Below are 23,867 nucleotides of genomic sequence, written 5' to 3' on the forward strand. Positions count from 1 at the left end.
AAGAAGGCGCCCGCGCATCGCAACTTGCTTATTTGGCAGTTTCGTTTGCCGCGATTTTCTTTAGTTTTTCAAAGATTAAATAGTTAACTAGCGAGTGATAAAGGAACGTCCATTGGCTGCTGAACAAGCTATGACGAGCACCACGAAAGTCATCGCACGTGCTGACGAACATGATATTAAGTTGCATAAAGCGTCAGATCGTGTGAATTTTGGCTCCATTTGTGAGCCTATTGATGTGCCATACCTCCTCGGCGTGCAAACCGACAGCTTTGATTGGTTGATCGGCTCTGAACGCTGGAAGAAGCGCGTTGCAGAAGATGAAGCAAACGGAACTCACACCGTGCCTCATGTTTCTGGTCTCGACGAAGTCTTCCAGGAGATTTCCCCAATTGAGAACTTTGCTGAGACAATGAGCCTCACATTCTCTGATCCATACTTTGAAGAGCCACGCCACACTGTGCTCGAGTGCAAGGAAAAGGATTACACCTATTCTGCTCCACTTTATGTGAACGCTGAGTTTGAAAACGGCGAAACTGGCGAAATTAAGAGCCAGACTGTTTTCATGGGTGATTTCCCATTGCAAACTCCTCACGGCACCTTCATTATTGGTGGCACCGAGCGAGTAATCGTTTCGCAGCTTGTGCGCTCTCCAGGCGTGTACTTTGATCGTACACAAGATCGCACTTCCGACAAGGATGTTTTCGGTGCGAAGATTATCCCAAGCCGCGGCGCGTGGTTGGAATTTGAGATCGACAAGCGTGACGTTTTAGGCGTTCGCGTTGACCGCAAGCGTAAGCAGTCTGCAATCGTATTCCTTATGGCTATTGGCATGACGAAAGACGAAATTGCAGATGCTTTCCAAGGCTATCCACTTGTTTTGGATGCGCTCGCAAAAGAGCCTATCGAAACGCAAGACGATGCACTTACCGATTTGTATCGTAAGATTCGCCCTGCAGATACTGCAACTCCAGAAGCTGGTCGCAACCTTCTCGATTCCTTCTACTTCAACACAAAGCGTTACGATTTGGCTCGCGTTGGTCGCTATAAGATCAACCGCAAGCTCGGTATTGAAGCAGATTACAGCGATCGCAGCTTGAATCGCGAAGATATTATCGCAACTATTAAGTACTTGGTAACGTTACATTCCGGCGAAAAAACCTTCCCAGGTAAGCGCGACGGTCAAGACGTGCAGTTGCGCGTTGACGTTGACGATATCGATCATTTCGGCAACCGTCGTATTCGTCAGGTTGGCGAGCTTGTGCAGAATCAGCTTCGTACCGGCTTAAGCCGCATGGAGCGCGTTGTGCGCGAACGTATGACAACTCAGGATGCAGAGGCAATTACTCCTCAGTCCTTGATTAACATTCGTCCAGTAAACGCAACTATTAAGGAATTCTTCGGAACTTCCCAGCTCAGCCAGTTTATGGATCAAAACAATCCTTTGGCAGGCGTTACGAACAAGCGTCGTCTTTCCGCACTTGGTCCTGGTGGTCTTTCTCGCGATCGCGCTTCCATGGAAGTTCGAGACGTGCACCCATCCCACTTCGGACGTATGTGCCCAATCGAATCCCCAGAAGGTCCAAACATCGGTCTTATCGGTTCTTTGGCAACCTTCGGACGAATCAACCCATTCGGCTTCATCGAAACTCCATACCGCAAGGTTATTAACGGTCACGTAACTAACGAAGTCGAATACATGACTGCAGACCGCGAAGCCGAGCACGTTATTGCTCAGGCAAACCAGGAACTCGACGAAAACGGCAACTTCGTTGGCACTCAAGCACTTGCTCGCGTGGACGAAGAAGAAGCAGTCGATGTGCCTGTAAGCACTGTAGATTACATGGATGTTTCCCCACGCCAGATGGTTTCCCTCGGCGCTTCCTTGATTCCATTCTTGGAGCACGATGAAGGCCACCGCGCATTGATGGGTACGAACATGCAGCGTCAGGCTGTGCCGCTTATTAAGTCCGAGCGACCACTCGTTGGTACCGGTTCTGAATGGCGTGCAGCAGTTGATTCTGGCGACGTAATCTTGGCTGAGAAGCCGGGCGTAGTAACTTACGTTTCTGCAGATATTATTCGCGTTATGAACGACGATGGAACTCAGTCCAGCTACAAGCTTTCCAAGTTCCAGCGTTCTAACCAGACTACTTGCTACAACCAAGTGCCGCTTATTAAAGACGGCGAGCGCGTTGAAGCTGGTACAGTTTTGGCAGATGGTCCTGCAACCGAAAAGGGCGAACTTGCATTGGGTAAGAATTTGCTCGTTGCGTTCATGCCTTGGAACGGTTACAACTACGAGGATGCTGTGATTATTTCCCAGCGTCTTGTGCAAGACGATACGCTTTCTTCTATTCACATTGAAGAATACGAAATCGACGCTCGCGAAACCAAGCTTGGTTCCGAAGAGATTACTCGTGACTTGCCAAACGTTGGCGAAGACGCGATTGCAAATCTCGACGAGCGCGGCATTATTCGTATTGGTGCTGAAGTCGAAGCCGGCGATATTTTGGTTGGTAAGGTAACTCCTAAGGGCGAAACCGAGCTTACTCCAGAAGAGCGTTTGCTCCGCGCAATCTTCGGCGAAAAGAGCCGCGAAGTGCGCGATACCTCTTTGCGCGTGCCACACGGTGAGACCGGTACTGTGATTGCAGTTAAGGAAATCACTCGTGAAGACGCTGAAGACGACGGTGACGAGCTTCCAAACGGCGTGAACCAAATGATTCGCGTTTACATCGCTCAGCATCGTAAGATTACGCAAGGCGATAAGCTTTCCGGTCGTCACGGCAACAAGGGTGTTATTTCCCGCATTTTGCCAGAAGAAGATATGCCATTCTTGGCTGATGGTACTCCAGTTGACATCATGCTTAACCCGTTGGGTGTGCCTTCTCGAATGAACTTGGGTCAGGTGCTCGAGCTTCACTTGGGTTGGATTGCTCACGCTGGCTGGGATATTAACTTGGATCCAGATTTGGAAGCAGCTTGGAAGAAGTACGTGCCGCAAGGTGCTGAGCATGGCGATCCATGCACTCCAGTTGCAACACCAGTATTCGACGGCGTGCGTCCAGAAACCTTGAAGGGCTTGCTTTCCACAACACTCGCAAATCGCGATGGCGACAAGCTTGTTGGCTCTGATGGTAAGGCAACCTTATTCGACGGTCGTACTGGCGAGCCATTCCCGAAGCCAATTTCTGTGGGCTACATGTACATTTTGAAGCTGCATCACTTGGTTGATGATAAGATTCACGCACGTTCCACTGGTCCTTACTCCATGATTACCCAGCAGCCGTTGGGTGGTAAGGCTCAGTTCGGTGGTCAGCGCTTCGGCGAAATGGAAGTGTGGGCGCTCGAGGCTTATGGTGCTGCTTACACATTGCACGAAATGATGACTACGAAGTCTGATGACGTCGACGGTCGTGTGCGCGTGTACGGTGCTATCGTCAAGGGCGATAACCTGCCATCAGCTGGCATTCCTGAATCATTCAAGGTGTTGCTTAAGGAAATGCAGTCGCTTTCGCTTAATGTTGAGGTGTTGAACGCTGAAGGCGTTGCAATCGACATGAAAGATGAAGAGGACGACCCAGTTTCATCTTCCGACGATCTTGGCTTCAATATTAGCGCTCGACCAGATTCGTCCGCCAAGGAAGATCAGATTGCTGTTGAACCTGAATACCAGTGATTCGGTAACGAACACACTTTAAGAAATTAAGAAACGTTAAAAACAATTTCATGAGACAGGACGATAAGAGTGCTGGACGTCAACGCATTTGACAAACTGAGGATTGGACTGGCAACCGCCGAAGATATCCGTAGCTGGAGCCACGGCGAAGTAAAGAAGCCAGAAACCATTAATTACCGTACCCTAAAGCCAGAGAAGGACGGTCTGTTCGGTGAGCAGATCTTCGGTCCAACTCGCGACTGGGAGTGCGCGTGCGGCAAGTATAAGCGCGTGCGCTTTAAGGGAATCGTGTGCGAGCGATGCGGTGTAGAAGTTACACGCAGCCGCGTTCGCCGCGAACGCATGGGTCATATTGAGCTTGCAGCTCCGGTAACGCACATTTGGTTCTTCAAGGGTGTGCCAAGCCGTTTGGGCTACTTGCTCGACATTGCACCTAAGGATCTTGAAAAAGTAATCTACTTCGCAGCCTACATGGTTACGAAAGTCGACGAAGAGCAGCGTCACCAAGATCTTCCAGATTTGCAAGACGAATTCGATACAGAAATCGGCAACCTTCGCAAGCGTCGTGATAACGAAATTGAAGCGCGTGCTAAGAAAGTTGAAGAAGACTTGCACGAGCTGGAAGAATCTGGCGAAGGCAAAGGTGCTGCAAGATCTAAGTTGCGCGCTAGTGCAGAACGCGAAATGTCTGCTATTCGTACTCGCTATGACGAGCAAATTCAGCGTTTGAACGCCGTATTTGATCGTTTCAAGGGCTTGCGTGCCGGCGATATGGAAGGCGACGTCGACTTGTGGCGCGAGATGGAAGATCGCTATGGCGACTACTTCGAAGGTTGCATGGGTGCTGAAGCTATTAAGAAGCGTTTGCAAGATTTCGATTTGAAGTCTGCTGCCGAAGAGCTTCGCGCAGAAATCGACAACGGAACCGGTCAGCGCAAGGCTCGCGCTTTGAAGCGACTGAAGGTTGTAAACGCATTCTTGACTACTGGAAACAAACCAGAAGCTATGGTTTTGGACGTAATTCCAGTAATCCCACCAGACTTGCGACCAATGGTTCAGCTCGATGGTGGTCGTTTCGCAACTTCCGATTTGAACGATTTGTACCGTCGCGTAATCAACCGTAACAACCGTTTGAAGCGACTTATTGAGCTTGGCGCTCCTGAAATCATGCTTAATAACGAAAAGCGCATGCTTCAGGAAGCAGTTGACTCACTCTTCGACAACGGTCGTCGCGGACGCCCAGTAACCGGCGCATCCAACCGACCATTAAAGTCGCTTTCCGACATGCTTAAAGGTAAGCAAGGCCGATTCCGCCAGAACTTGCTTGGTAAGCGTGTTGATTACTCTGGTCGTTCCGTAATCGTCGTTGGTCCAAGCCTTCGCATGCATCAGTGCGGTTTGCCGAAGCCAATGGCATTGGAGCTTTTCAAGCCGTTCGTTATTAAGCGTTTGGTGGATCAGGGCTTCGCTCAGAATATGAAGAGCGCAAAGCGTTTGGTTGACCGTGGTGACTCCGAAGTTTGGGGCGTTTTGGAAGAAGTTATTTCCGAGCATCCTGTTCTTCTTAACCGCGCACCTACACTTCACCGCTTGGGTATTCAGGCATTCGAGCCGATTTTGGTTGAAGGTAAAGCAATCCACCTGCCACCACTTGCCTGCGCAGCATTCAACGCAGATTTCGATGGTGACCAGATGGCAGTGCACCTTCCGCTTTCTGCAGAAGCTCAAGCAGAAGCGCGCACTTTGATGATGGCTTCCGACAATATCTTGAAGCCAGCAGACGGTCACACCGTGACTATGCCTTCTCAGGATATGATTTTGGGTCTTTACTACTTGTCTACCGTAATTGACGGAGCAAAGGGTCAGGGTCGCGTTTTCTCCTCGCTTGCTGAAGCTGAAATGGCTCTCGACAAGCATGAGATTGATATGCAAGCTAAGGTGCTGATTCGAGTTCCTGCAGACTTCGTATTGCCAAAGAATTGGGAGCCTGCTGAGCTTAAGGTTGTTGACCCTGAGCCAGGCAGCCCAGACGTTGTGCGCGAAGAGCGTTTTAAGGACGGAACTGTACTGTTTGCAACTTCTTGCGGACGCATTTTGTTCAACGGAACCTTGCCAGTCGACTATCCGTTCGTAAACGAGCAGGTGCCGAAGGGCGTACTTTCTAAGATCGTCGACGAAATCGCAACCCGCTATTCTACAGCTCAAGTTGCAGCAACACTCGACGCTTTGAAGGATCTCGGCTTTACTCGCGCTCCTTGGTCTGGCGTAACAATGGCATTCTCCGACATTGTGCTTCCTCCAAATCGCGAGCAAATTGCGCAAGATTACGAGGATCAGGCTGCAAAAATCAACTCTCAATACGATATGGGTCTTCTTACAGACGAAGAGCGTCGTCAAGAGTTGATCAACTTGTGGACTGAATGCACCGACAAAGTTGCAGACGCAATGCGCGAAAACTTCCACGATGACAACAACGTGAACATCATGGTTCAGTCAGGTGCACGTGGTAACTGGATGCAGATTCGCCAGATTGCTGGTATGCGAGGCCTCGTGGCAAACCCTAAGGGCGAGATTATTCCTCGACCTGTTAAGTCAAACTACCGCGACGGCTTGTCTGTGTTGGAGTACTTCATCTCGCAGCACGGCGCTCGTAAGGGTCTGGCAGATACCGCACTTCGTACGGCAGAATCTGGCTACTTGACTCGTCGTCTTGTGGACGTTTCGCAGGAAGTAATCGTGCGCGAAGAAGATTGCGGCACTAAGCGTGGTCTTATGATGAAGATTGCTGATCGCGACGAAAACGGCAATTTGACGCTTGTTAAGGCTGCTGACGGTGGCCCATACTCGCGCTTGCTTGCTGCAGATGTGATTGATCCTGCTGACGGCACTACAGTTTTGGCAAAGTGCGGAGATGCGCTTTCTATGGACGTTTTGCGCGATTTGGTTGCGCACGGCGTTGAGGAAGTTAAGGCGCGTTCTGTGCTTACTTGCGAATCCAAGCGTGGCGTGTGCGCAAAGTGCTACGGCTGGTCCTTGGCTACGAGCCGACTCGTGGATGTTGGTGAAGCTGTTGGTATTGTGGCAGCACAGTCCATTGGTGAGCCTGGTACGCAGCTTACGCTTCGTTCCTTCCACTCTGGTGGCGTCGCTTCGGCTTCTGATATTACTCAGGGTCTTCCTCGTGTTACGGAGCTTTTCGAGGCTCGTACTCCTAAGGGCGAGGCTCCAATCGCTGAGTTCCCAGGCGTTGTGAAGGTTGAGGATACTGACCACGGTCGTCAGGTGACTTTGACTCCAGACGACACCACGATTGAGCCAATTGTTTACCCAGTGACTCGTCGTGCGCCAATGCTTGTAAAGGATGGCGACCATGTTGAGGTTGGTACGCAGCTGATTGAAGGTTCTGTGGATCCTAAGAAGATTCTGCGTATTCTTGGCCCGCGTGCAGCTCAGGTGAACATCGTGGAAGAAGTGCACAACGTGTACCGTTCTCAGGGCGTTGATATTCACGATAAGCACATTGAAGTTATTGTGCACCAGATGCTTCGCCGTATTACGGTGATTGATTCTGGCGATACGGATCTTCTTCCAGGTGAGCTTGTGGATCAAGCAAAGTTCCGCGAGGCAAACTTGGCTGCTGTAAAGAACGGCGGAAAGCCTGCTGCTGGTCGACCAGAGCTTATGGGTATTACCAAGGCTTCGTTGGCTACGGATTCTTGGCTTTCTGCAGCATCGTTCCAGGAGACTACGCGCGTGCTTACTGAGGCCGCCTTGAGCCAGAAGGAAGATGACCTTAAGGGCTTGAAGGAGAACGTGATTATCGGTAAGCTCATCCCAGCTGGTACCGGTTTGGCGCGTTACCGCAATGCTAACGTGGAGCCGGATCCTCAGGTTCGCGACTCTATTTATCCAAACTTCGGTTTGGGTGGTGCGGATAGCACGCCTTCGAACTTCGGTGAGAGCGATATGGGCGATGTTGACTTCTCCAACATTGATTTTGGCGATATGAAGCTCGGCGACGACTTTAATCCAGATGACTTCCTTGACGATCAGGGTGGTCAGAGCGATTATGGCGACGAATCTGAGTGATTGCGCTAATCTAATATAAAAATGGGGCTTCAAGCTTTCGGGCTTGAAGCTCCTTTTTTGTTGCAAGCTCGGCGCGTGTTCTGCGCGAGTAACGTATAATGCCGATTTATCGTTACTGAGCAAGCGAGCGCGCAATCTGCGCGAAAGCAGGTCGTCAGCGCACGCAAGTCGCAACCTAGTTTCTAAAGCGCAACCACGCAACTCTGCCCTGCCTTCGTCAATCGAGACGAAGGCAGACCTCGCTTGCGTTGAAAGCACACCGTGCTTTCAACCCTGAGCAAGCTCGGCGCTCCGAGTTGCCTTCGCGCGCTAAATCGCAGCGCTCAGGCAGGTCGTCGCGCTGCGTGCGTGTCTGATTTTGCCTACTTTCGGACACTGGCGCAGTACTGTTTCTGCGTTAGGGTTGCTGGTTGCTTGTTTTGACAAGCTGTGCATGTACTATTTATGCTATATATAACATAAACAGGGGGTTGGGGAATTGTTTGATGTGATTTTTTACAGTGATAAGGATGGTGATAAGCCAGTACGTGAGTTTATTAAAAGTTTGGATGTTAAGTTGCGAGCAAAGGTGGTTTCGGATTTGCATCGTTTGGAGATGTTAGGAAGTGACGCAAGGGAGCCGCTTAGTAAGCATGTTGGCAACCATATTTTTGAACTTCGCACTATTTTAGGTAGCAACATAGTGCGTATTTTATACTTTTTTGATGCTAATAAAATTATTGTTGCCACCAATGGATTTGTTAAAAAGCAGCAGAAAACTCCGCGTAATGAAATATTAGTAGCTATGCAGAGAAGGGCTGAATATTTTAATAGAAAGATAGGCTTGTGATGAAAAAGCAAGAGTTGCAGGGAACGCAAGTATGGCAGGGAACGAGTGAAGTACAGGAAACGCGAATGAATGATTTGCATGAACTTACGGACGAGCTTATTAAGGATCCTGAATTCAAGAAAGAGTATGATGCTCTTCAGTCGGAAAGAGATTTGACTATGTCGCTTGTGATGGCTAGGAAAAAGGCTGGTTTGACTCAGGCTGAGCTGTCGGAGAAGACTGGTATAAGTCAGTCGGATATTAGCAGGTTGGAAAATGGTTCGAGGAATCCGACTATTGCGCTTTTGAATCGTATTGCAAATGCTTTGAACGCGACTTGTAGGATTGAGTTTGTGCCGAATGCGCGTTGACGTGTTTTAGCACTGTGATTTAGCGCTCAACTTTCCTTGTGTCTTCCAAACGAACTTGTCGGAAATTCCGACAGGTTGAATTTTTGTTATGAATATAAAGAAAGCGTAATCGTGTGCGCGCTTGCGTGGTGTTTGGCTGGCGGGTTTCTTGCGTGGCTGTGAGTGGTGGGTGTTGCTTGTCTTGCAGCGCTCCGCTCTTATACATTATTTGGACTTAGCGGTTGTGTAGTTAAGTTTAGTTTTTTACTTACTTTTTCTGCAAAAATAGTATTCGCCAACAAGATTATTACTATCGTTCCGCTTTTATATTGCTCGACCAAGCAACACCCACCCCTCACTCGTAAATTCACCCACCGTTGTTTTGTGGTGTGGTATGAGTTTCTGGCGTGGCGCATGCAGTAGCACGGATGCTAGTGTTCTCTAATCAACAGGGATCAACGTCTGCAGAGCAATGGTGCAAAGCTTCTTTGATCGTTTGCGCTCCGATACTGAAAGCACACTGTGCTTTCAACCCTAAGCAAGCGCTACCGCATTAGTGTATCGAGAATAAATCTATTACTCGTCAGATTGTGCTTTCTTAAGAAATAAAGAAAGCACAATCGTTTGCGCTCCGACACTGAAAACCCACTGGGCTTTCAGTATTGAGTCGTCGCTACCGCATTGGGTCGCTTTTCGCGCTACGCTTGAGCGAAAAAGCAAGGCGATTGTATTTGTGTCTTATTGGATTATTGGTCGGCAGATTACGCTTTCTTAAGAAATAAAGAAAGCGTAATCGTTTGCGCGCTTGCGTTGAAAGCCCACTGGGCTTTCAACCCTAAGCAAGCGCTACCGCATTGGGTCGCTTTTCGCGCTACGCTTAAGCGAAAAGCGAATCAATGCGACACGCCGATTTGGTTTTTGAGAAAAAAAATTAAAACGCACAAAAAGCGACTGAGTTAGTAATTTGTCACCCCCAAAAACCGTTATTTTTCAACGATTCTTGTACCGGGGGGGGGGTGGGTGCTTAGAGATATAAACATTTGACTGTGTTATACTGCACGCGATTTTCCGTCTAAATATCGATTAATATTGTATTTACTCATGGTTGAGCGTTATCGCACGATTTGCGAAAAATAGCTAAATGATGAAGGTTGCAGTTGTATCTGCGTTCGCATCTGTGCGTTTGCACAGTTACTGTCGTCGATGCAATTGTAAGTATGACATAATGACACAATTGTCATTATGTCATAACCTTTTGTTTAGCTTGTAACTTGCTGTTGAGGCTAAATAAAGATGTAAGACGATTCGTTTACTTATTGAAGAGAGGGAATATGCGTCTACAGACTTCAAAGTTAAAGCGCGCTGTTGCCGTACTAGCAGCTGCGTGCACACTTGGCACCTGCTGCATCGCCGGATCCATCGCGTGGGCTGGTAATCCACAGGATACACCTGCTCAAGGTGAAGACACCGCAAATATTAAATCTGACCAGGCTACTTCTATTACCATTTACAAGTATGAAGGTCCTGAGGGTTCTGTTAGGAATAATGGTAAAAAGCAGACTATTCCAGATAAACAAAAACCAATTTCTGGCGTGAAATTCAAGCTTACTCCAATCGTTGATGCTCAAGGCAACAAGATTGATTTGTCTCAGACGTCTGGTTGGAAAGCCATCGAGAAATTAGAGACTGAAAATAAAACTGCTGCTCAGGCTTTGACTGGTGCTAAGTTGAAGGTTTCTGAGACCACTGCTGACATTAAAGAACAAGCAACTGGTGATGATGGTTCTACAAAATTCGACCTTGGCAAAACATACGGCTTGTACTTGGTTGAGGAAGACTTGGCTAATAGCAAGCCTATGAAAGAAGGCAAGCCTATTAAGGTTACCAAGCAAGTTAACCCATTCCTTGTAACGGTTCCTCTTCCAGATACTCAGACTCACACTTGGATTTACAATTTAAAGATTTATCCAAAGAATGACGTCAGCACCAACAAGGTGGAAAAGAAAGCTCAAGCTGCTCCAAGCAAGCCATTCATTGACGGTACTAAGACGACTATGGGTTGGGATATTTCCATCCCGCTCACAGCTATCAAAGATGGTGGCAACACCTATACCAATGTTTCCTTCACTGATCCAATTAACACAGACTTCTTGAACTATAACAGTGTTAAGGATGTGAAGGTTGTTAGTAAAGATGGCAAAACCTCTGAGACTTTAGTGACAAGCGATTATGAAGTTGAAGGATATTCTTCAATTGGCGAATCTCCTAAGAAGGTAGATGACTTAACTACTGCTGACAATCTCAAGACAGTCAAGTGGATTCGCGTTAAGCTAACTAAAGCTGGTTTAGCTAAGGCTTCTGAAAAAGTTGGCGGTAAACTTACAGCAACAGTTGTAACAACAGTTATTAATCCTGGAAATATTAAGAACTACATAAACACTGATGTAGATGGAGTTGCAACCGGTGATGGAGATAAAACTCCTGGCTGTGTTCCAACTAAGGATAAGCCATGTAATGAAGATCCAGATCATCCTCACGAAGGTGAAGACACCACTAATTTCGCTACACTCACCATTGATAAGATCGGCTTGAGTGATAACGAGAACAAGGACAATGGTAAACCTTTGAAGGGCGCAATATTTGATGTGTATGAAGCTGCTGCAGGTAAGACTGTAAACGACCTTAAAGGTAAGACAGTTGACGCTGCTGGAAATGATTTAGTAAAGACCGACGGACATGTTCGTACAATGGCTGCAACTGATGATAAAGGTAAGGCTTCTGACTCCTTCTTCGTTGGTAATGGTTCTACTGTTTCGCACGTTTATTGCGCAGTTGAAACTAAAGCTCCAGATGGATTCAAACTTGATAATACGCTTCATTGTGTGAATCTTACTGCTGGAACTGATGCGAACAACACTTTGAAGATTGATAACGCTAGAGCAACCGAACTCGATAAGATCCTTAGCAACTTGCCTATGACTGGTGCTCGTGGCTTGGTGATTTTGACGGTTTGCGGCATTGTTGGCATCGCTGGCACGTTCTTCTACATTGTGATGAAGCGTCGCAAGGAGCAAGAACAGGAGTAAAACTCGCTCGGCTGGTTGAGTGGCTTGAACGATTGTTCAGCTGATTTGCTTTGCCGGTTGCACAGTTTGTTGCGAAACAAGCTATGCAACCGGTTTGAGCGGATTAGTTGCGCAGTCAGGTCGGAGCGCAAACGCTGGAAATTCTCCGTCAAAGTTCCTGAAGCTTTGCATCATTGCTTTGCAAACGAAGATTCTGAAGCTTTGCGCCAATGCTTCTGCGAAAAGTGGTTTTGTAGCTTTGCAGTTTTGCTCTGCTGAAGTTGCTTCTGAAGCTTTGCGCCAATGCTTTGCTAACGGCGATTACTTGTTGCTTGTGAACTTTAACAGTATTGCTCTGCTGACGTTGAGTATTTATTGCTTAAAGAACACTAGCATTCGCGCTGCTGCACACGTCACGCCAGACGCACCTACCACACCAAAAACACTAGCGGTTTTACTAGTAGTGAGGGGTGGGTGTTGCTTGGTCGAGCAATATAAAAGCGGAACGATAGTAATAATCGTGATGATGAATACTATTTCTGCAGAAAAAGTAAGTAAAAAACTAAACTTAACTACGCAACCGCTAAGTCCAAATAAGGTATAAGAGCGGAGCGCTGCGAGACAAGCAACCCCACCACTCGCAACCCTACAAAGAAATCCGCCAGCCAAACGCCAGCCAAAATTCATAGCAAAACTCAAGAATGTCGAAAACAAAATCGTGAGAAAAGAAAACCACTCAAACTCGCGCAACAACGCCAAAAACTGGCACTTCTCTAAATCCTGCATAGTCCCTGCCTTGCTGTTGCTTGCGTCGTTTGCGTCGCTTATTTACCCGCACGCCGCCATGTGGCTGAGCCAGTATCACATGTCGGAAGTTGCTGCAGAGTATGCGAAGCTTATAACTCATTCTGTTCCTGCTCCGCATGAGCAGCTCCGTCGCGCTCGTGAGTATAACAGTCAGCTTTCGTCGGGTGCTATTTACGAGGCAAATACGAACATACCGACTTCTCACGGAGCTACTTCCGATGCGAGTCAGGATTATTGGGATCAGTTGAAAGTGAACGACGACGGGTTGATGGCTCGTTTGCGAATCAAAAAAATTGATCTTGATTTGCCTGTGTATCACGGCACAGAAGATGCCACGTTGCTTAAAGGTCTTGGTCATTTGCGTGGAACTTCGCTTCCGGTTGGCGGCAAGGGGACGCGCTCTGTGATTACGGGGCATCGCGGTTTGGCAAGTGCAGAAATGTTCACAAGGCTGGACGAAGTTGTGAAAGGTGACACTTTTACAATTGAGGTTTTCGACGAGATTCTCACCTACAAGGTTGTTGACAAGATCGTTGTGAACCCTGATGAGACGAAGAAGATTGCAGCCGTTCCTGGTAAGGATTTGATGACGCTGATTACTTGTACACCGCTTGGCATTAACACGCAGCGCATTTTGGTTACTGGTGAACGCGTGGTGCCAACGCCTGCTGCAGACAAGGCGCTTCGAGGTAAAAAGCCTGATGTGCCGCGATTTCCATGGTGGATTGTTGCTTGCTTTGGAAGCTTGTGTATTGTTGGCGGCTACATTTGGTGGGCTGGTTTGCCTGTAAAGAAGAAAAAGAAAACTGAAAAGAGTGATGATGCTGCGGCGAATGATGCGGCGAATGTTGCTTCGAATGTTGCTGAAGATACGCCTTCTGTTACTAGCGCAGGCAGCGGTGCAGTAAACAGCGGTGCAGTAAGCAGCACAGTAAGTAGCGCATCGACAAGCATAGTAAGCAGCGCGTCGATCAGCACAGTAAGCAGTGCGGATCTTGTGCTCGAGGAAGCTAAGGCGATTGAAAATCGTCCGAAAAAACGACCGAAAGTCAAAAAGTCTAGTTCGCGCAAGAAACGCAAGCGGAGCGGTCACGGCGAAAAGACTTTCGACTGGCTTATAAGCATTCTCGGTTTATGAGCGATTGCTTATAGGCAATAACAAAACTTAATAGAAAAACTTAATAACAACAAAAAACTTGATAGAAAAACTTAATAACAAACTTGCGGTGCCGTGGTGCGACGCAAAGCAGTGTAAAACAATGCAAAACAGGTGGAAACAATGAAGAGTATTTGGACGATTATGCTAAACGTTCTTGTTCGCATAGGTCAATTGACTCAATGCGCAACTCGTGTAGCTAAACGTGCGACTCAGCATATGTACCGTGTGGCTAAGAGTGTGGCTGAGCGTGTAGCTAGTCGCGTTTCTGAGCGTGTAGCTAGTCGCGTTTCTGAGCGTGTAGCTAGTAACGTTGCTAAGCGTATAGCTAAGCGTTTAGCTAATTGCGTGAATAAACGCTCGTCTAAACGCGAGTCTGTTTTTGCGTATCGTGCGTTCAGCAGCTCTTTCGCCAGTGCTCTTAAAACTGTTCTTGTTTGCTCTCTTTCGGTAGCAATGTTGCTACCTATTTGCATTACTGCTGAAACCGCAGTTGCTTTGGATAGTGCTAGTAATTCCGCTAGTAATTCCGCTAGTAATTCCGCAAAGTCTGATCCAAAGTCTGATTCAAACTCTAATTCTAATAATCCAGACTCTAATCCAGACTTATCTGCATCATCTCAGTCTTCTGCGTTACAGAGTTTAGACAATTCACAAGGATCTGTAGATTCAGGGAATCCACTCTCTCAATCTTTTAATCCTTCTGCAGGCTCTGGCGCAGGCGTGCCGTTTGCTTCTCCGTTCGCTTCGCCGTTCTCTTCTCCGTTTGACTCTCAATTTGATTCTCCATTCGGCTCTCCGTTCGGATCTCAACCAAAGTCACTTTTTGAGCGCGCTGCAGAAGAAGAAAGAGCAAAAGCGCAAAGCCGCGACGCTAAGAATTACACAGCTCGCGAATCTTACGAAGAGTATCGTCCTGGGTGCAACAAGGATTACGCTTTAGGCGCATGCATTACTACTGACGGCGACGGTGCTGGTTTGCGAGCCACGAACGGCCACGATTTGGATGTTAATAGTCTTGGATACAACTTGGAATCTGGCGACCAATTTATTGGTGCAGCAACGAGACCTCGCGGCCACTATGAGAACGGTCCTGTGCCTGAAGATCCTTCCGGCACGGATCATTACGGCGCAACTTACTTCACTCCGTACCCTAAGGGCACTTTCATTATGGGCCGCTTCCGCAATATGGCATTTAACCATAAGGGTTCCGGCGTCGATAGAATTAACTTGCCTATAGATGACACTGCAGACTTCGTGTTTGTAAAGCGTACGCCTAAGCTTTCCGGTGGCGGCTTTGTGTGGGATGTTATTTTTAACGCTGGCGGCCGTACTCAGGGCGCTGGTGCTGCTCTCGATTACTTTACTATTCCAAAAGGTCAGATTCTAGACAAAGGTAGCGAAGGCGGAAGGCAGTACATTCAGCGAGTTCTTTACAGCGGTAGGGAAGCTACTGCTTTGTATAAGAAAAACCAAGGCAACAAGAATCCTCCTCGCGAAACTTGCTCATTCTCGTGGGATAATCCTAACGGTTTGTGCAGTATTAAAACCGACGGTAACGATTTTGATACTGGAGACGACTTAGTCGCAGCTTGGAATAAGATGAGGGGCAATGACGACAGTAAGAATGGCAATTATTCTAGGCTCCTTCCAGATGCTATAACAACTGAAGATTTAGGTAGTGCTGACGTTATTGGTTGGTGCCGTGATGGTCAAGGTTTGGACTGCATTAAGTCCAGTAGCTATGGTGCTTTGGATGAAGGCGATCTTAGAGTTGTTCCTAAAGTTGAAGGAAGCTATAACAGAGGCTATAGCCCTGCTTATGTTGCTCTTGTACAAAATCTTTATCAATCTATAAAAGGTGACACGCAGCGCGTATTCAGTTTCGTGAACAAAATTAAGTCCGGTGAGATTGCTTATACTTACAAGATTCACTTCACTACTACAACTTCTACGAATAAAAACGACTCATATTGCACTGCTAACAAGGGCGATGGAACAGGTTGCGAAAACTTTTCATTCTTCTACGCTGCAGGATCTTACTACGGTAAAAAATACAGCAAAGGTTTTTATGGTGATACTGACCCGTTTGGTGTTACTAAAGCCAGTAAATACTCCATGACTAATTTTGGACGTGACGCTAACTTCTACATGTACACTGTAATGCATCAGCAGTGGTATGGTGCGCCGCGAATTATGGATATTCAGGCTCCTAGATACCACTTCCTTAAGGGAACTGGTTTGGGGCCGTACAACAGTAACAGCGGTAATTATCTTAAGCTCAGGAATATTTCATTCTCTAGTGTGTTACTTGGAATAGTAAATAAGCCTTTGGGATACTCAAGTCTTATGAACGAGAGTGAAGATATACGCTTATTGCCTGATTATTATTCCCCGAATAACGACTACGCTCGAGGTAATCAGTGGTTCCGTAATCCTGGTATGAACGACCATAATACGAAGGATTCAGAGCCTGGTAGACACAAGCTTGAGCTTAGATATAACGATAGAACGTATCACATGAGCGAAACTCAGGATTTGTGGTATAGGATTATTACGCAAGCGGATGTGTTTAAGCCTTTGCAAACTGAGGAATATGACGAAAATAACAAGACTCCTAAGTATTATTCTTACGATCAGCCGCTTCCTAATCCTCTTATTATTGATCAGCGTGATAATAATGCTGGGTTTGTGAATTTTGTTGGTAAGCGTTCTGACTTGTATAAGCAGGTAATGGCTTTCGATCCTAACTTGTTCCCGCCTGTTAATAAGGATGATTATGGTTCAAGGCGTAAGTATGGTTCCATAAGGCAGAGGAAAGGTGCCACAAACCCTTATCCGCTTGATGCTAACTATTTGACTAATGATCCGGAAGGAGATTCTAATACTCCGCTTAAGAATCTTGCTGTTTACAAAGCTGAGTGGACGGATAAGTGGGGTGATGAGCCTCGCTCGAATACTCTTCAAGATGCTGATTTAAGCGTTGCTGCCAAAGTGCCTATTGTCAGCGTTGTAAATCCTTGCGGTCACTCTAAGATTCTTGATGAGTACAAGGATAAAATTACCGGTCAATCTAGGTCTTCTATTTCATTTAGATCCGTGGATGGCGACGATGATTCCGCTGTGAATGACGATCGTGCAGCTATTGGCGAGGATCGTGAAGACAGCATGCCTGCATGCTGGCCTAAAGCGCAAGATGCTACTAAGCGTAATGTTTGGTTTGTAAGCGATGCTCCTAAGACAGGTGATGACGGTAAGGAGTTGAAGCCTGGAGATCCTGTAAAGCAAGACTTGCATGACAAAGTTTTGGCTAAAATCAAGCGTGTTTACAGAACTTGGATGCGCAACAAGTATAGTGCTCAGTTGCAAGATGGCAAGGATCCTAAAGTTTTGCCAAATTACGTGTTTGTAAAGTACGTAAAGATTACGTTCTGGGATAACTCGACTACTGTTATACCTGTTGTATTCCCGTATGTTGATTACGAGAAGCCAACGTTGGATGTAAAAGTGAGCGTAAATAACGGAAATCCTGTTGACGTTCCAGCTGATGGTTTGAAGATTCCTGTTGATAGCAAAATTAAGTTCTGGGTTAAGGGCCATGACGATAAGAGGATTTTGCTTGGCGTGAAGCCGAAGGAAGCTACTGACTACTTTACTAACGATAAAAATAAGAGATTCTTTGATAATAAAAAAGTCGTTGTGCGCAATGATTTCGATATGATTACTACTTCGCGTAGCAATAAGAATAATTGCGATACCCGCGGTTGCGGCGATTTTACTACAATAAGCTACAATCAGTTCATTCATAAAAATGGCGAGCTTGATAATGAAACGGATCAAGTTGGATGGGTGATTAACAGCGGTAATTCTAAAGATGATGGTTCTCCTACAGTACTAGTGGGCGATCAGACTAGAAATCATGGTGTGCATGATCTGATATTCCACGGTTGGGATGCTGCAGGTAATTCCGTAATAAAGAAAATTAGGCTGATTATTGTATCTCCTGGCTATGGTTTGCCAAACGTTTGGTGGGATAAGAAGCCGAATGGACATTATGTTGGGCGCGTGAATCCTTGGGATGAAGATAAGCGCGTGCGCTCGATTATGGTTAGAATTTGGGCGCGCGGTAAGGAAAAGCCTGGCAATGAGCACAACTACGATAAAATTTGTCCAAAGGATGGCAGTTGCTACGGCATTGTTATTCAGCGAGACGGTAATAGTAAGACTGATCGTTGGCATCAGGTTAATACTTATAACCACAATAATGATGCTGCAAGCCCGGATGGATCTAGAGCTGCTGAGGATAGAGCTGCTGAGGATAGGTCTGCTTTAGAGGACAGAGATGCGGCTGACGATAAATCGGCTGACGGCAAGGATAAAGATAAATCTAAAGCTGACGATAAATCTAAAGCTGACGGCAAGGCTGCTGACGGCAAGGCGAAAGTTGACAACAAAGCTAAAGCTGATAGCGAAAAAACTGATAATGCCAAACCAAGGGAGAACTCTACCCAAAATCAGCAAGATAAGCAGGATGAGCAAACTAATCAGCCGCAAAATAATAAGCCTCAAACTAGTAACAAGCCTGCTTCTTTGAAGATTTCTAAAGCAACTAAGAAGAATGCTAAGAATAAGACAGCTAAGAAGCGTTCTAAGAAGAACGCTAAGAAGAGCAATGTTCCTGGAAGGCGCGGTAGTGTAAAGCTTGCTGTACTAAACGAAGGTGATTCTTCTAAGAATGCGAATACTCAGAAATCTGAAGTACAAAAACCTGAAGTAAGTGATGGTAACAAGCAGAGTGATGCTGCTAATACTGCAGAAAACGGTAGCGCAAGCAAAGATAATAAAGGCAATAACGGTAGCAAGAACTCCGATAACAAGGACGCCAAGAATTCTGAAGATGCTAAAGATTCTGAAAATAAGTCGGAAGAATCTAAGGGTCAGGATCGAGATGCTGAAGGTGAAGATCGTTCTACTGGGAAAAGTAACGATGATTGGCGTAAGGAATTTAGTAAGCGCATTATTACAGCAAATCTTGGAGATCATATCAAGGGTTGCACTACTAACGGCGACGATAAGTGCGAAATCACTTTTGATCCTGTAACTGGAAATATTACGATTCCGGAATACTTTGCGGAAATTGGTTCCAGAATTTACGTAGACACTTACTCTGTGTCAGATAAAAATCCAGATGAGCGTCAAAATAAACTTTGGAAGCTTATGGATCCAAGCAATATGCAGGATCGCGAAGAATCCGACCCGCTTCCGCTCGATATTGCGTGGCCAAACGGCTTAGTGCAAGTGAACCCGTTTGAGCTTAATAATAACGAAATCGTGGCAATGCTTTCTTGGATGAGGCACGATAAGCGTAACGAGCGAATCTTCGGATACCGCAAGGAAGAAATTGGCGTTAAAGACCAAAAGAAGTACGATACTTACGATCAGTACGACAATGGCTTTAATCCTGCAAAAACTCAAGCAAAGTATGCTTATGGTGAAGATAAGCCTCAATACTCATGCGACTCGGAGACGGATCAGCAGTGGAAGCTGTGCTTAGGTGGCGTTACTGGTATTAACGCGATAGGAGATATTAAACAAAAGCAGTACGCCAAAAAGACTCTTTCTTTCAAAAAGTTGGAAGCTGATGACGAGACTATTCTTAACCCGATTGAGCATAAGGTAACGCGCTTCGTTGACATGCGTAAGGACTATACGTGGGGATTAGTAAATAACAACAAGAAGAGTGTTGACGGGCGAAACGATCCTGGATTTGATGGGCCGCAAAATGGCTTGTATGGAAATCAGAAGTTTGGCACGCAATACTTTGTGTACAAGTGGAACATAAATTCATACCGCAAGGGCGGCAATGGTAGACCGTTAAACCTTCAGGATGTTCTAAAGCTTGTAAAAGGTACGCCGAATATCAATAAGCAAGAAGAAGAAAGTAAGCCACAGCCTTCGCTAACTCCTATGAGCGCGGCAGATAATAGGCAATTTGACGCATGGAATGGTTCGTATCCTACGGCTGTTGATGATGGATTAGGTTACGCTGTTCATGACAATACATGTGCTGCGTCTATTGCTGATAATAAAGGTATTGCTAAAGAAGGTACGTGCCAGTGGCGAAATAAGCTTAATTTAGTGAAGTATACGCCTGAAGATTTTATTATGAAGAGTTCTGCATTCTCTTACGATGCTTCTGTAAACATGAAGGGCGGGAGTGAAGTACATATTACAGATAGGCTTGTTGAAAATAAGGGTAGTCAACAGTTTGGTACGGATAAGGTTAGTGAATATGCTATTCACAAGGATTTCCTTATGCCTGGCGGTGAAGATCTGAACGGTCAAGCAGATGGCGAAAATATTGGCGACATTATAACTAGGAATATTGATGTCGACACTATGAACGACTACGACGCGTACGGTGAGGGCACTTCAGAAGCTGAGGGGTACGCAAATAACAGGCCGTTCACGCATGCGCAACTTTATGTGAATAATGGTCAGGTTACCAACGATCTTTTGCTTCGCGATCCTGGTAAGACGCCAGATAACACAACGAACGTGATAAACGTGTGGTTTATGCCGGTTGATAGTGAGAAGCCGACAATTAGTGCGAAGAGCATTGATAGTAATGGTAATCCATGGGATATTCACGGAAAATGCATGGTTAATGGTGATGTGAATAACTGCACTGTGAATAATGATAATCTTGTTATCTTGGATAAGAAAGCTTATCAACGTGACACTAAAGCTTGGTATGAAGCTGATAATGGCACAATGAATTTGCCTTCAGCGTTAAAGTTAGACGACGATTTCAATGCGTACGAACCTGGTAAAGGTGTACAGCATTGTGAGGGTCGTTTACTGAATAAACTATGTGTTACTTTGTATCCAGATAGTATAAACAGTAAAGTGCTGCTTAATAATCTGAATATATATATTAAAGCGAACGACATTCAGTATCCTGACGGTAAAATTTCTAGTCCAATGCTGAAGTTTGTTAGTAACGGCGTTACAAATAAACATTTGCTTAGAAGGTTTGTTGAAAAATACAGAAGTACGGATTTGCAAAATCCAAGTACGGATAAGAAAACTGTATTTACAATGTATGCTGAAACTACGGATAGTGCTGGAAAGCCAAGCGCCAAAACTGTTGTTGGATGCTTCAAGGCGACGTGGACAGATGTGGTTAAGCCATCCGTTGTTGCGTATGATGGTGAAACAGATGAGGTTGCAAAAGAAGATAGATGGCTTAATAATAACAGCAAGAAAGGCCGCGACTATAAGGTTGTAGTTACAGCAGGTTTTGGTGCGAGCAGAATGGTAGTTTACTATCACCCTGCTTCGGAGCTTGAAAAAGCTAAGCAAGCTGCTTCTAATGCAGTTTTTGAATCTAGTGTATCTAGTGGAAACCAGAATGAGCCTGACGTAGAAAACAGCATTGGCAAAACAATTTCCATCTGCTGGAATTCTAGTCAATGGGAAGCATGCTCTGGCAGTACCATTCCAAAAGGGGTGAAGCTTGACAATGTTTACTTTAAGGGTGTTGATAAAAAGCATAGCGGTTATAAAGGTGTTCTAACATTCCCTAGCGGTTTCTTAGCTCCAGGAAGCGTTGTTCGAGCGCGTGATCGCAAGGATGTTGGTCCATGGAGTAGTATGCCTGGCGTTAGAAGCCCTGAAGATCTTGCCGATGACTCAGTTAATAGAGACGGAAACAAGACTGCAAGAAGCGGAGGAAACGGCGGAAACCGTGGAAGTACGCGTGCTGCAAAAGGACGTGCTGCAAAAGATAAACGCTCTTACAGAGACGACGCTAGTTCAGAAGATACTCTTGACGTGCTGCCAATGGCTTACGCAAAAGAAAAGCCTAGCGAAGTATGCCGTCCGGATTACTGGAGGGCAAGCGATTGGGAAGGTCAACTTAAGCCGTCTGACTGCGTGTACTTCGACGTTACGATGAAGCGTCAAATAGTGCAAATACACCCAATGTTGCTAAGCGGTCACGAGGAGCGCGCAATACGAATGGATTTGCGTAGCGAAAACAACTTTGCAAATGATCCAAGGAAGGGAATTTGGCTTCCAAGCGATAGCGAAATCGTTACGAATGAGGATCCAAGGCTTGGACCTGGTAGAACTATGGTGACGTTCAGGCAGTATGACTACGACACTATGACCAAAGAACAGAAGCCTTTGAAGCTGCCTGACTATGGTGACCGCCAAGTAGGAAATAAGCAAGACGTTGCTGTTCTGACTCGAGGCTGGAGAAGCCGCGTGCTCGTGCCAAATCCGCAAAAAAATAAGATTACGCGATTTGTGCGATTGCGCGCGCCTGAAAACGTCGATAGCGAGCATGGTGGCGATAGTAAGGGTGCTGCAGACTACTTAGCTGATGCGCCTACTAGCTTCAAAGAAACTAAGGATAATAGTAAAGCTCTGCGCGTAAAGGATCGTCCGGATGATCCAGGATTCATTCTTTCGAAAGATAAGAAGTCTCTTCTGTATCTGTACAATGCTTCAACTAAGAGTGAGTTTAGTCTTAATGATTTGCAAGCTGCGTTGAAGCTTAAGCGTAACAGTGCTTTGCATCCAGCAAATGAGTGTGGAACATATGTTGATGGAAGTAAGTGGGACTTTGCTGATTGCCAGCCATCCTTGCTGCCGGAAGTAAGAGGTAGCGATAAGGTTGATGGTGAGCATAAAGAAAACGGCGTTACTGTTGGACGAAACGGCTTCACTATTGATTGGAATACGCACTTATATACGTATGATCCATCTGCAGATCATAGGTCTGGAGCTAATGGTGCTAGTAACGACAATGGTGGTTCTGCTGCTGCAGAAACTTGGTACGTAAACATCATAGATATGATTCCAAAGGCGAATTCTTATTTAGGCGGCGGATATCATATTCCTAATAGCGCTGGCGTAACGTCTGATAGTAAGGATGCTGGTCTTTCGCTTGCTGACTTCGCTGGTGTTGGTGCATGGGGTAGGTCTGGCGCGATTGATAAGAGCTTAATCGGTCATAAGGTTCTCAAGAATCCAGATAATGGTTTGTCGGTTATTATGACATATGGCGATAGCTGGGTTGGAGATACTCATAAAACGCGAGGCAAAGTTGGCGGATGGGATAACGATGCCAACTACGAATTCGTAATGCCTGTGTATCTGGTGCCTGTTGATAACGTTAAGCCAACTGTTGCAGCAACTGCAGGATCGCTTCTAAGTGGGCACACGGATGCTAATAATCCTTACGTTGTAACGATGGAGGAGAAGGACTACGCTAAGCTCACGGTTAATAGAAGTGAGGCTTCTAAGTCGGAAAGCAAGGATAAGAAGACTCTGTTTGCTGATGTTCACGACGACTACGATAGCTTCTCTGGAATCAGCGACCTTAGCTTGGTTGCGTGCAAAGTCAATGAGGCTGGAGGTTCAACTGATTTTAATAGCTGCAAGTCAATAATGGGCAATAATGGCTCCGTAAATACTGCGGCGTTCAAGCAGCTCAAGATTGACGGCAGTGGAGTTGAGTACGCTTTGTACGGACGTGCAAAAGATAGCTCCGGTAACAAGAGTGAAGACTTTGATAAGAACAATATGGGTCGCTTAGTCGGATACTTCAGCTTCGGATACTTGGTGCGTCCGGTTGCACTGCCTTACAGCGGTGGTCAGGCTGCAATATGGTTCAGCTTCATGTTCGGCGTGCTGTTGGCGCTGTTCTTGGCATCCGGCGCATTCGGTAGGCGCGGATGGCTTGGCTCGGTGCTTAGTGGCAACGGATTTGGCGGATTAACGGACAGCAAGCACTGCGACGCTTCGGCTGAAGCGCTTCGAAGCGGCAATCTGTTCTTCAAACTCAAGTCAAAGTTCAAGTTCAAGTGGCTTCGACGCTGACGCGTAGACGCTGATGCGCAAA

At 46.3% G+C, this 23,867-nt stretch carries 8 protein-coding genes; 7 read left to right on the forward strand and 1 reads right to left on the reverse strand.

What is annotated here, in order from left to right; translation table 11 throughout:
* The first annotated feature begins 130 nt into the window (after positions 1-130).
* The 5 genes from rpoB (at position 131) to HXT34_RS01040 (ending at position 12,012) form a co-directional block, all read left to right on the forward strand.
* A complete protein-coding gene (gene rpoB, locus HXT34_RS01020; RefSeq protein WP_421785396.1) occupies positions 131-3,679 on the forward strand; it encodes a DNA-directed RNA polymerase subunit beta in 3,549 nt (1,182 codons plus the stop codon).
* 69 nt (positions 3,680-3,748) lie between these two features.
* On the forward strand, positions 3,749-7,768 hold the full coding sequence (locus HXT34_RS01025) for a DNA-directed RNA polymerase subunit beta' (RefSeq protein WP_421785042.1): 4,020 nt from the start codon (positions 3,749-3,751) through the stop codon (positions 7,766-7,768).
* A 487-nt stretch (positions 7,769-8,255) separates the two neighbouring features.
* Positions 8,256-8,597, forward strand: a complete 342-nt coding sequence (locus HXT34_RS01030) for a type II toxin-antitoxin system RelE/ParE family toxin (protein WP_415687866.1) — start codon at positions 8,256-8,258, stop codon at positions 8,595-8,597.
* Positions 8,597-8,947: a helix-turn-helix domain-containing protein gene (locus HXT34_RS01035; RefSeq protein WP_415687865.1), complete on the forward strand. Its 351-nt coding sequence runs from the start codon at positions 8,597-8,599 to the stop codon at positions 8,945-8,947. Before HXT34_RS01030 ends, HXT34_RS01035 begins: the two co-directional genes overlap by 1 nt.
* A gap of 1,310 nt (positions 8,948-10,257) precedes the next feature.
* The gene (locus HXT34_RS01040; RefSeq protein WP_421785044.1) at positions 10,258-12,012 is read left to right on the forward strand and encodes a SpaH/EbpB family LPXTG-anchored major pilin; all 1,755 of its coding nucleotides are present in this window, start codon (positions 10,258-10,260) and stop codon (positions 12,010-12,012) included.
* A 351-nt stretch (positions 12,013-12,363) separates the two neighbouring features.
* Here the strand turns inward: HXT34_RS01040 and HXT34_RS01045 are convergent, their stop codons facing one another.
* Positions 12,364-12,777, reverse strand: coding sequence for a hypothetical protein (locus HXT34_RS01045; protein WP_421785478.1), 414 nt, complete (start codon positions 12,775-12,777; stop codon positions 12,364-12,366).
* On the opposite strand from HXT34_RS01045, the gene HXT34_RS01050 reads away from it, so the two are divergent.
* Both HXT34_RS01050 and HXT34_RS01055 read left to right on the forward strand, forming a co-directional pair.
* Entirely contained in the window at positions 12,710-13,936 is a 1,227-nt protein-coding gene (locus tag HXT34_RS01050; RefSeq protein ID WP_421785046.1) for a class C sortase, read from the forward strand. The two genes, HXT34_RS01045 and HXT34_RS01050, sit on opposite strands and share 68 nt — an antisense overlap.
* Before the next feature lie 141 nt (positions 13,937-14,077).
* On the forward strand, positions 14,078-23,845 hold the full coding sequence (locus HXT34_RS01055; RefSeq protein WP_421785048.1) for a hypothetical protein: 9,768 nt from the start codon (positions 14,078-14,080) through the stop codon (positions 23,843-23,845).
* Positions 23,846-23,867 lie beyond the last annotated feature (22 nt).

It is taken from the genome of Gardnerella sp. DNF00983, assembly GCF_049244265.1.
In the GTDB taxonomy this organism is placed as follows: domain Bacteria; phylum Actinomycetota; class Actinomycetes; order Actinomycetales; family Bifidobacteriaceae; genus Bifidobacterium; species Bifidobacterium vaginale_J.

Bases quoted from the DNA above. Each gene is read 5' to 3' on its own strand.
- rpoB (WP_421785396.1), top strand. From the start codon at position 131: ATGACGAGCACCACGAAAGTCATCGCACGTGCTGACGAACATGATATT.
- HXT34_RS01035 (WP_415687865.1), top strand. From the start codon at position 8,597: ATGAAAAAGCAAGAGTTGCAGGGAACGCAAGTATGGCAGGGAACGAGT.
- HXT34_RS01040 (WP_421785044.1), top strand. From the start codon at position 10,258: ATGCGTCTACAGACTTCAAAGTTAAAGCGCGCTGTTGCCGTACTAGCA.
- HXT34_RS01045 (WP_421785478.1), bottom strand. From the start codon at position 12,777: ATGCAGGATTTAGAGAAGTGCCAGTTTTTGGCGTTGTTGCGCGAGTTT.
- HXT34_RS01055 (WP_421785048.1), top strand. From the start codon at position 14,078: ATGAAGAGTATTTGGACGATTATGCTAAACGTTCTTGTTCGCATAGGT.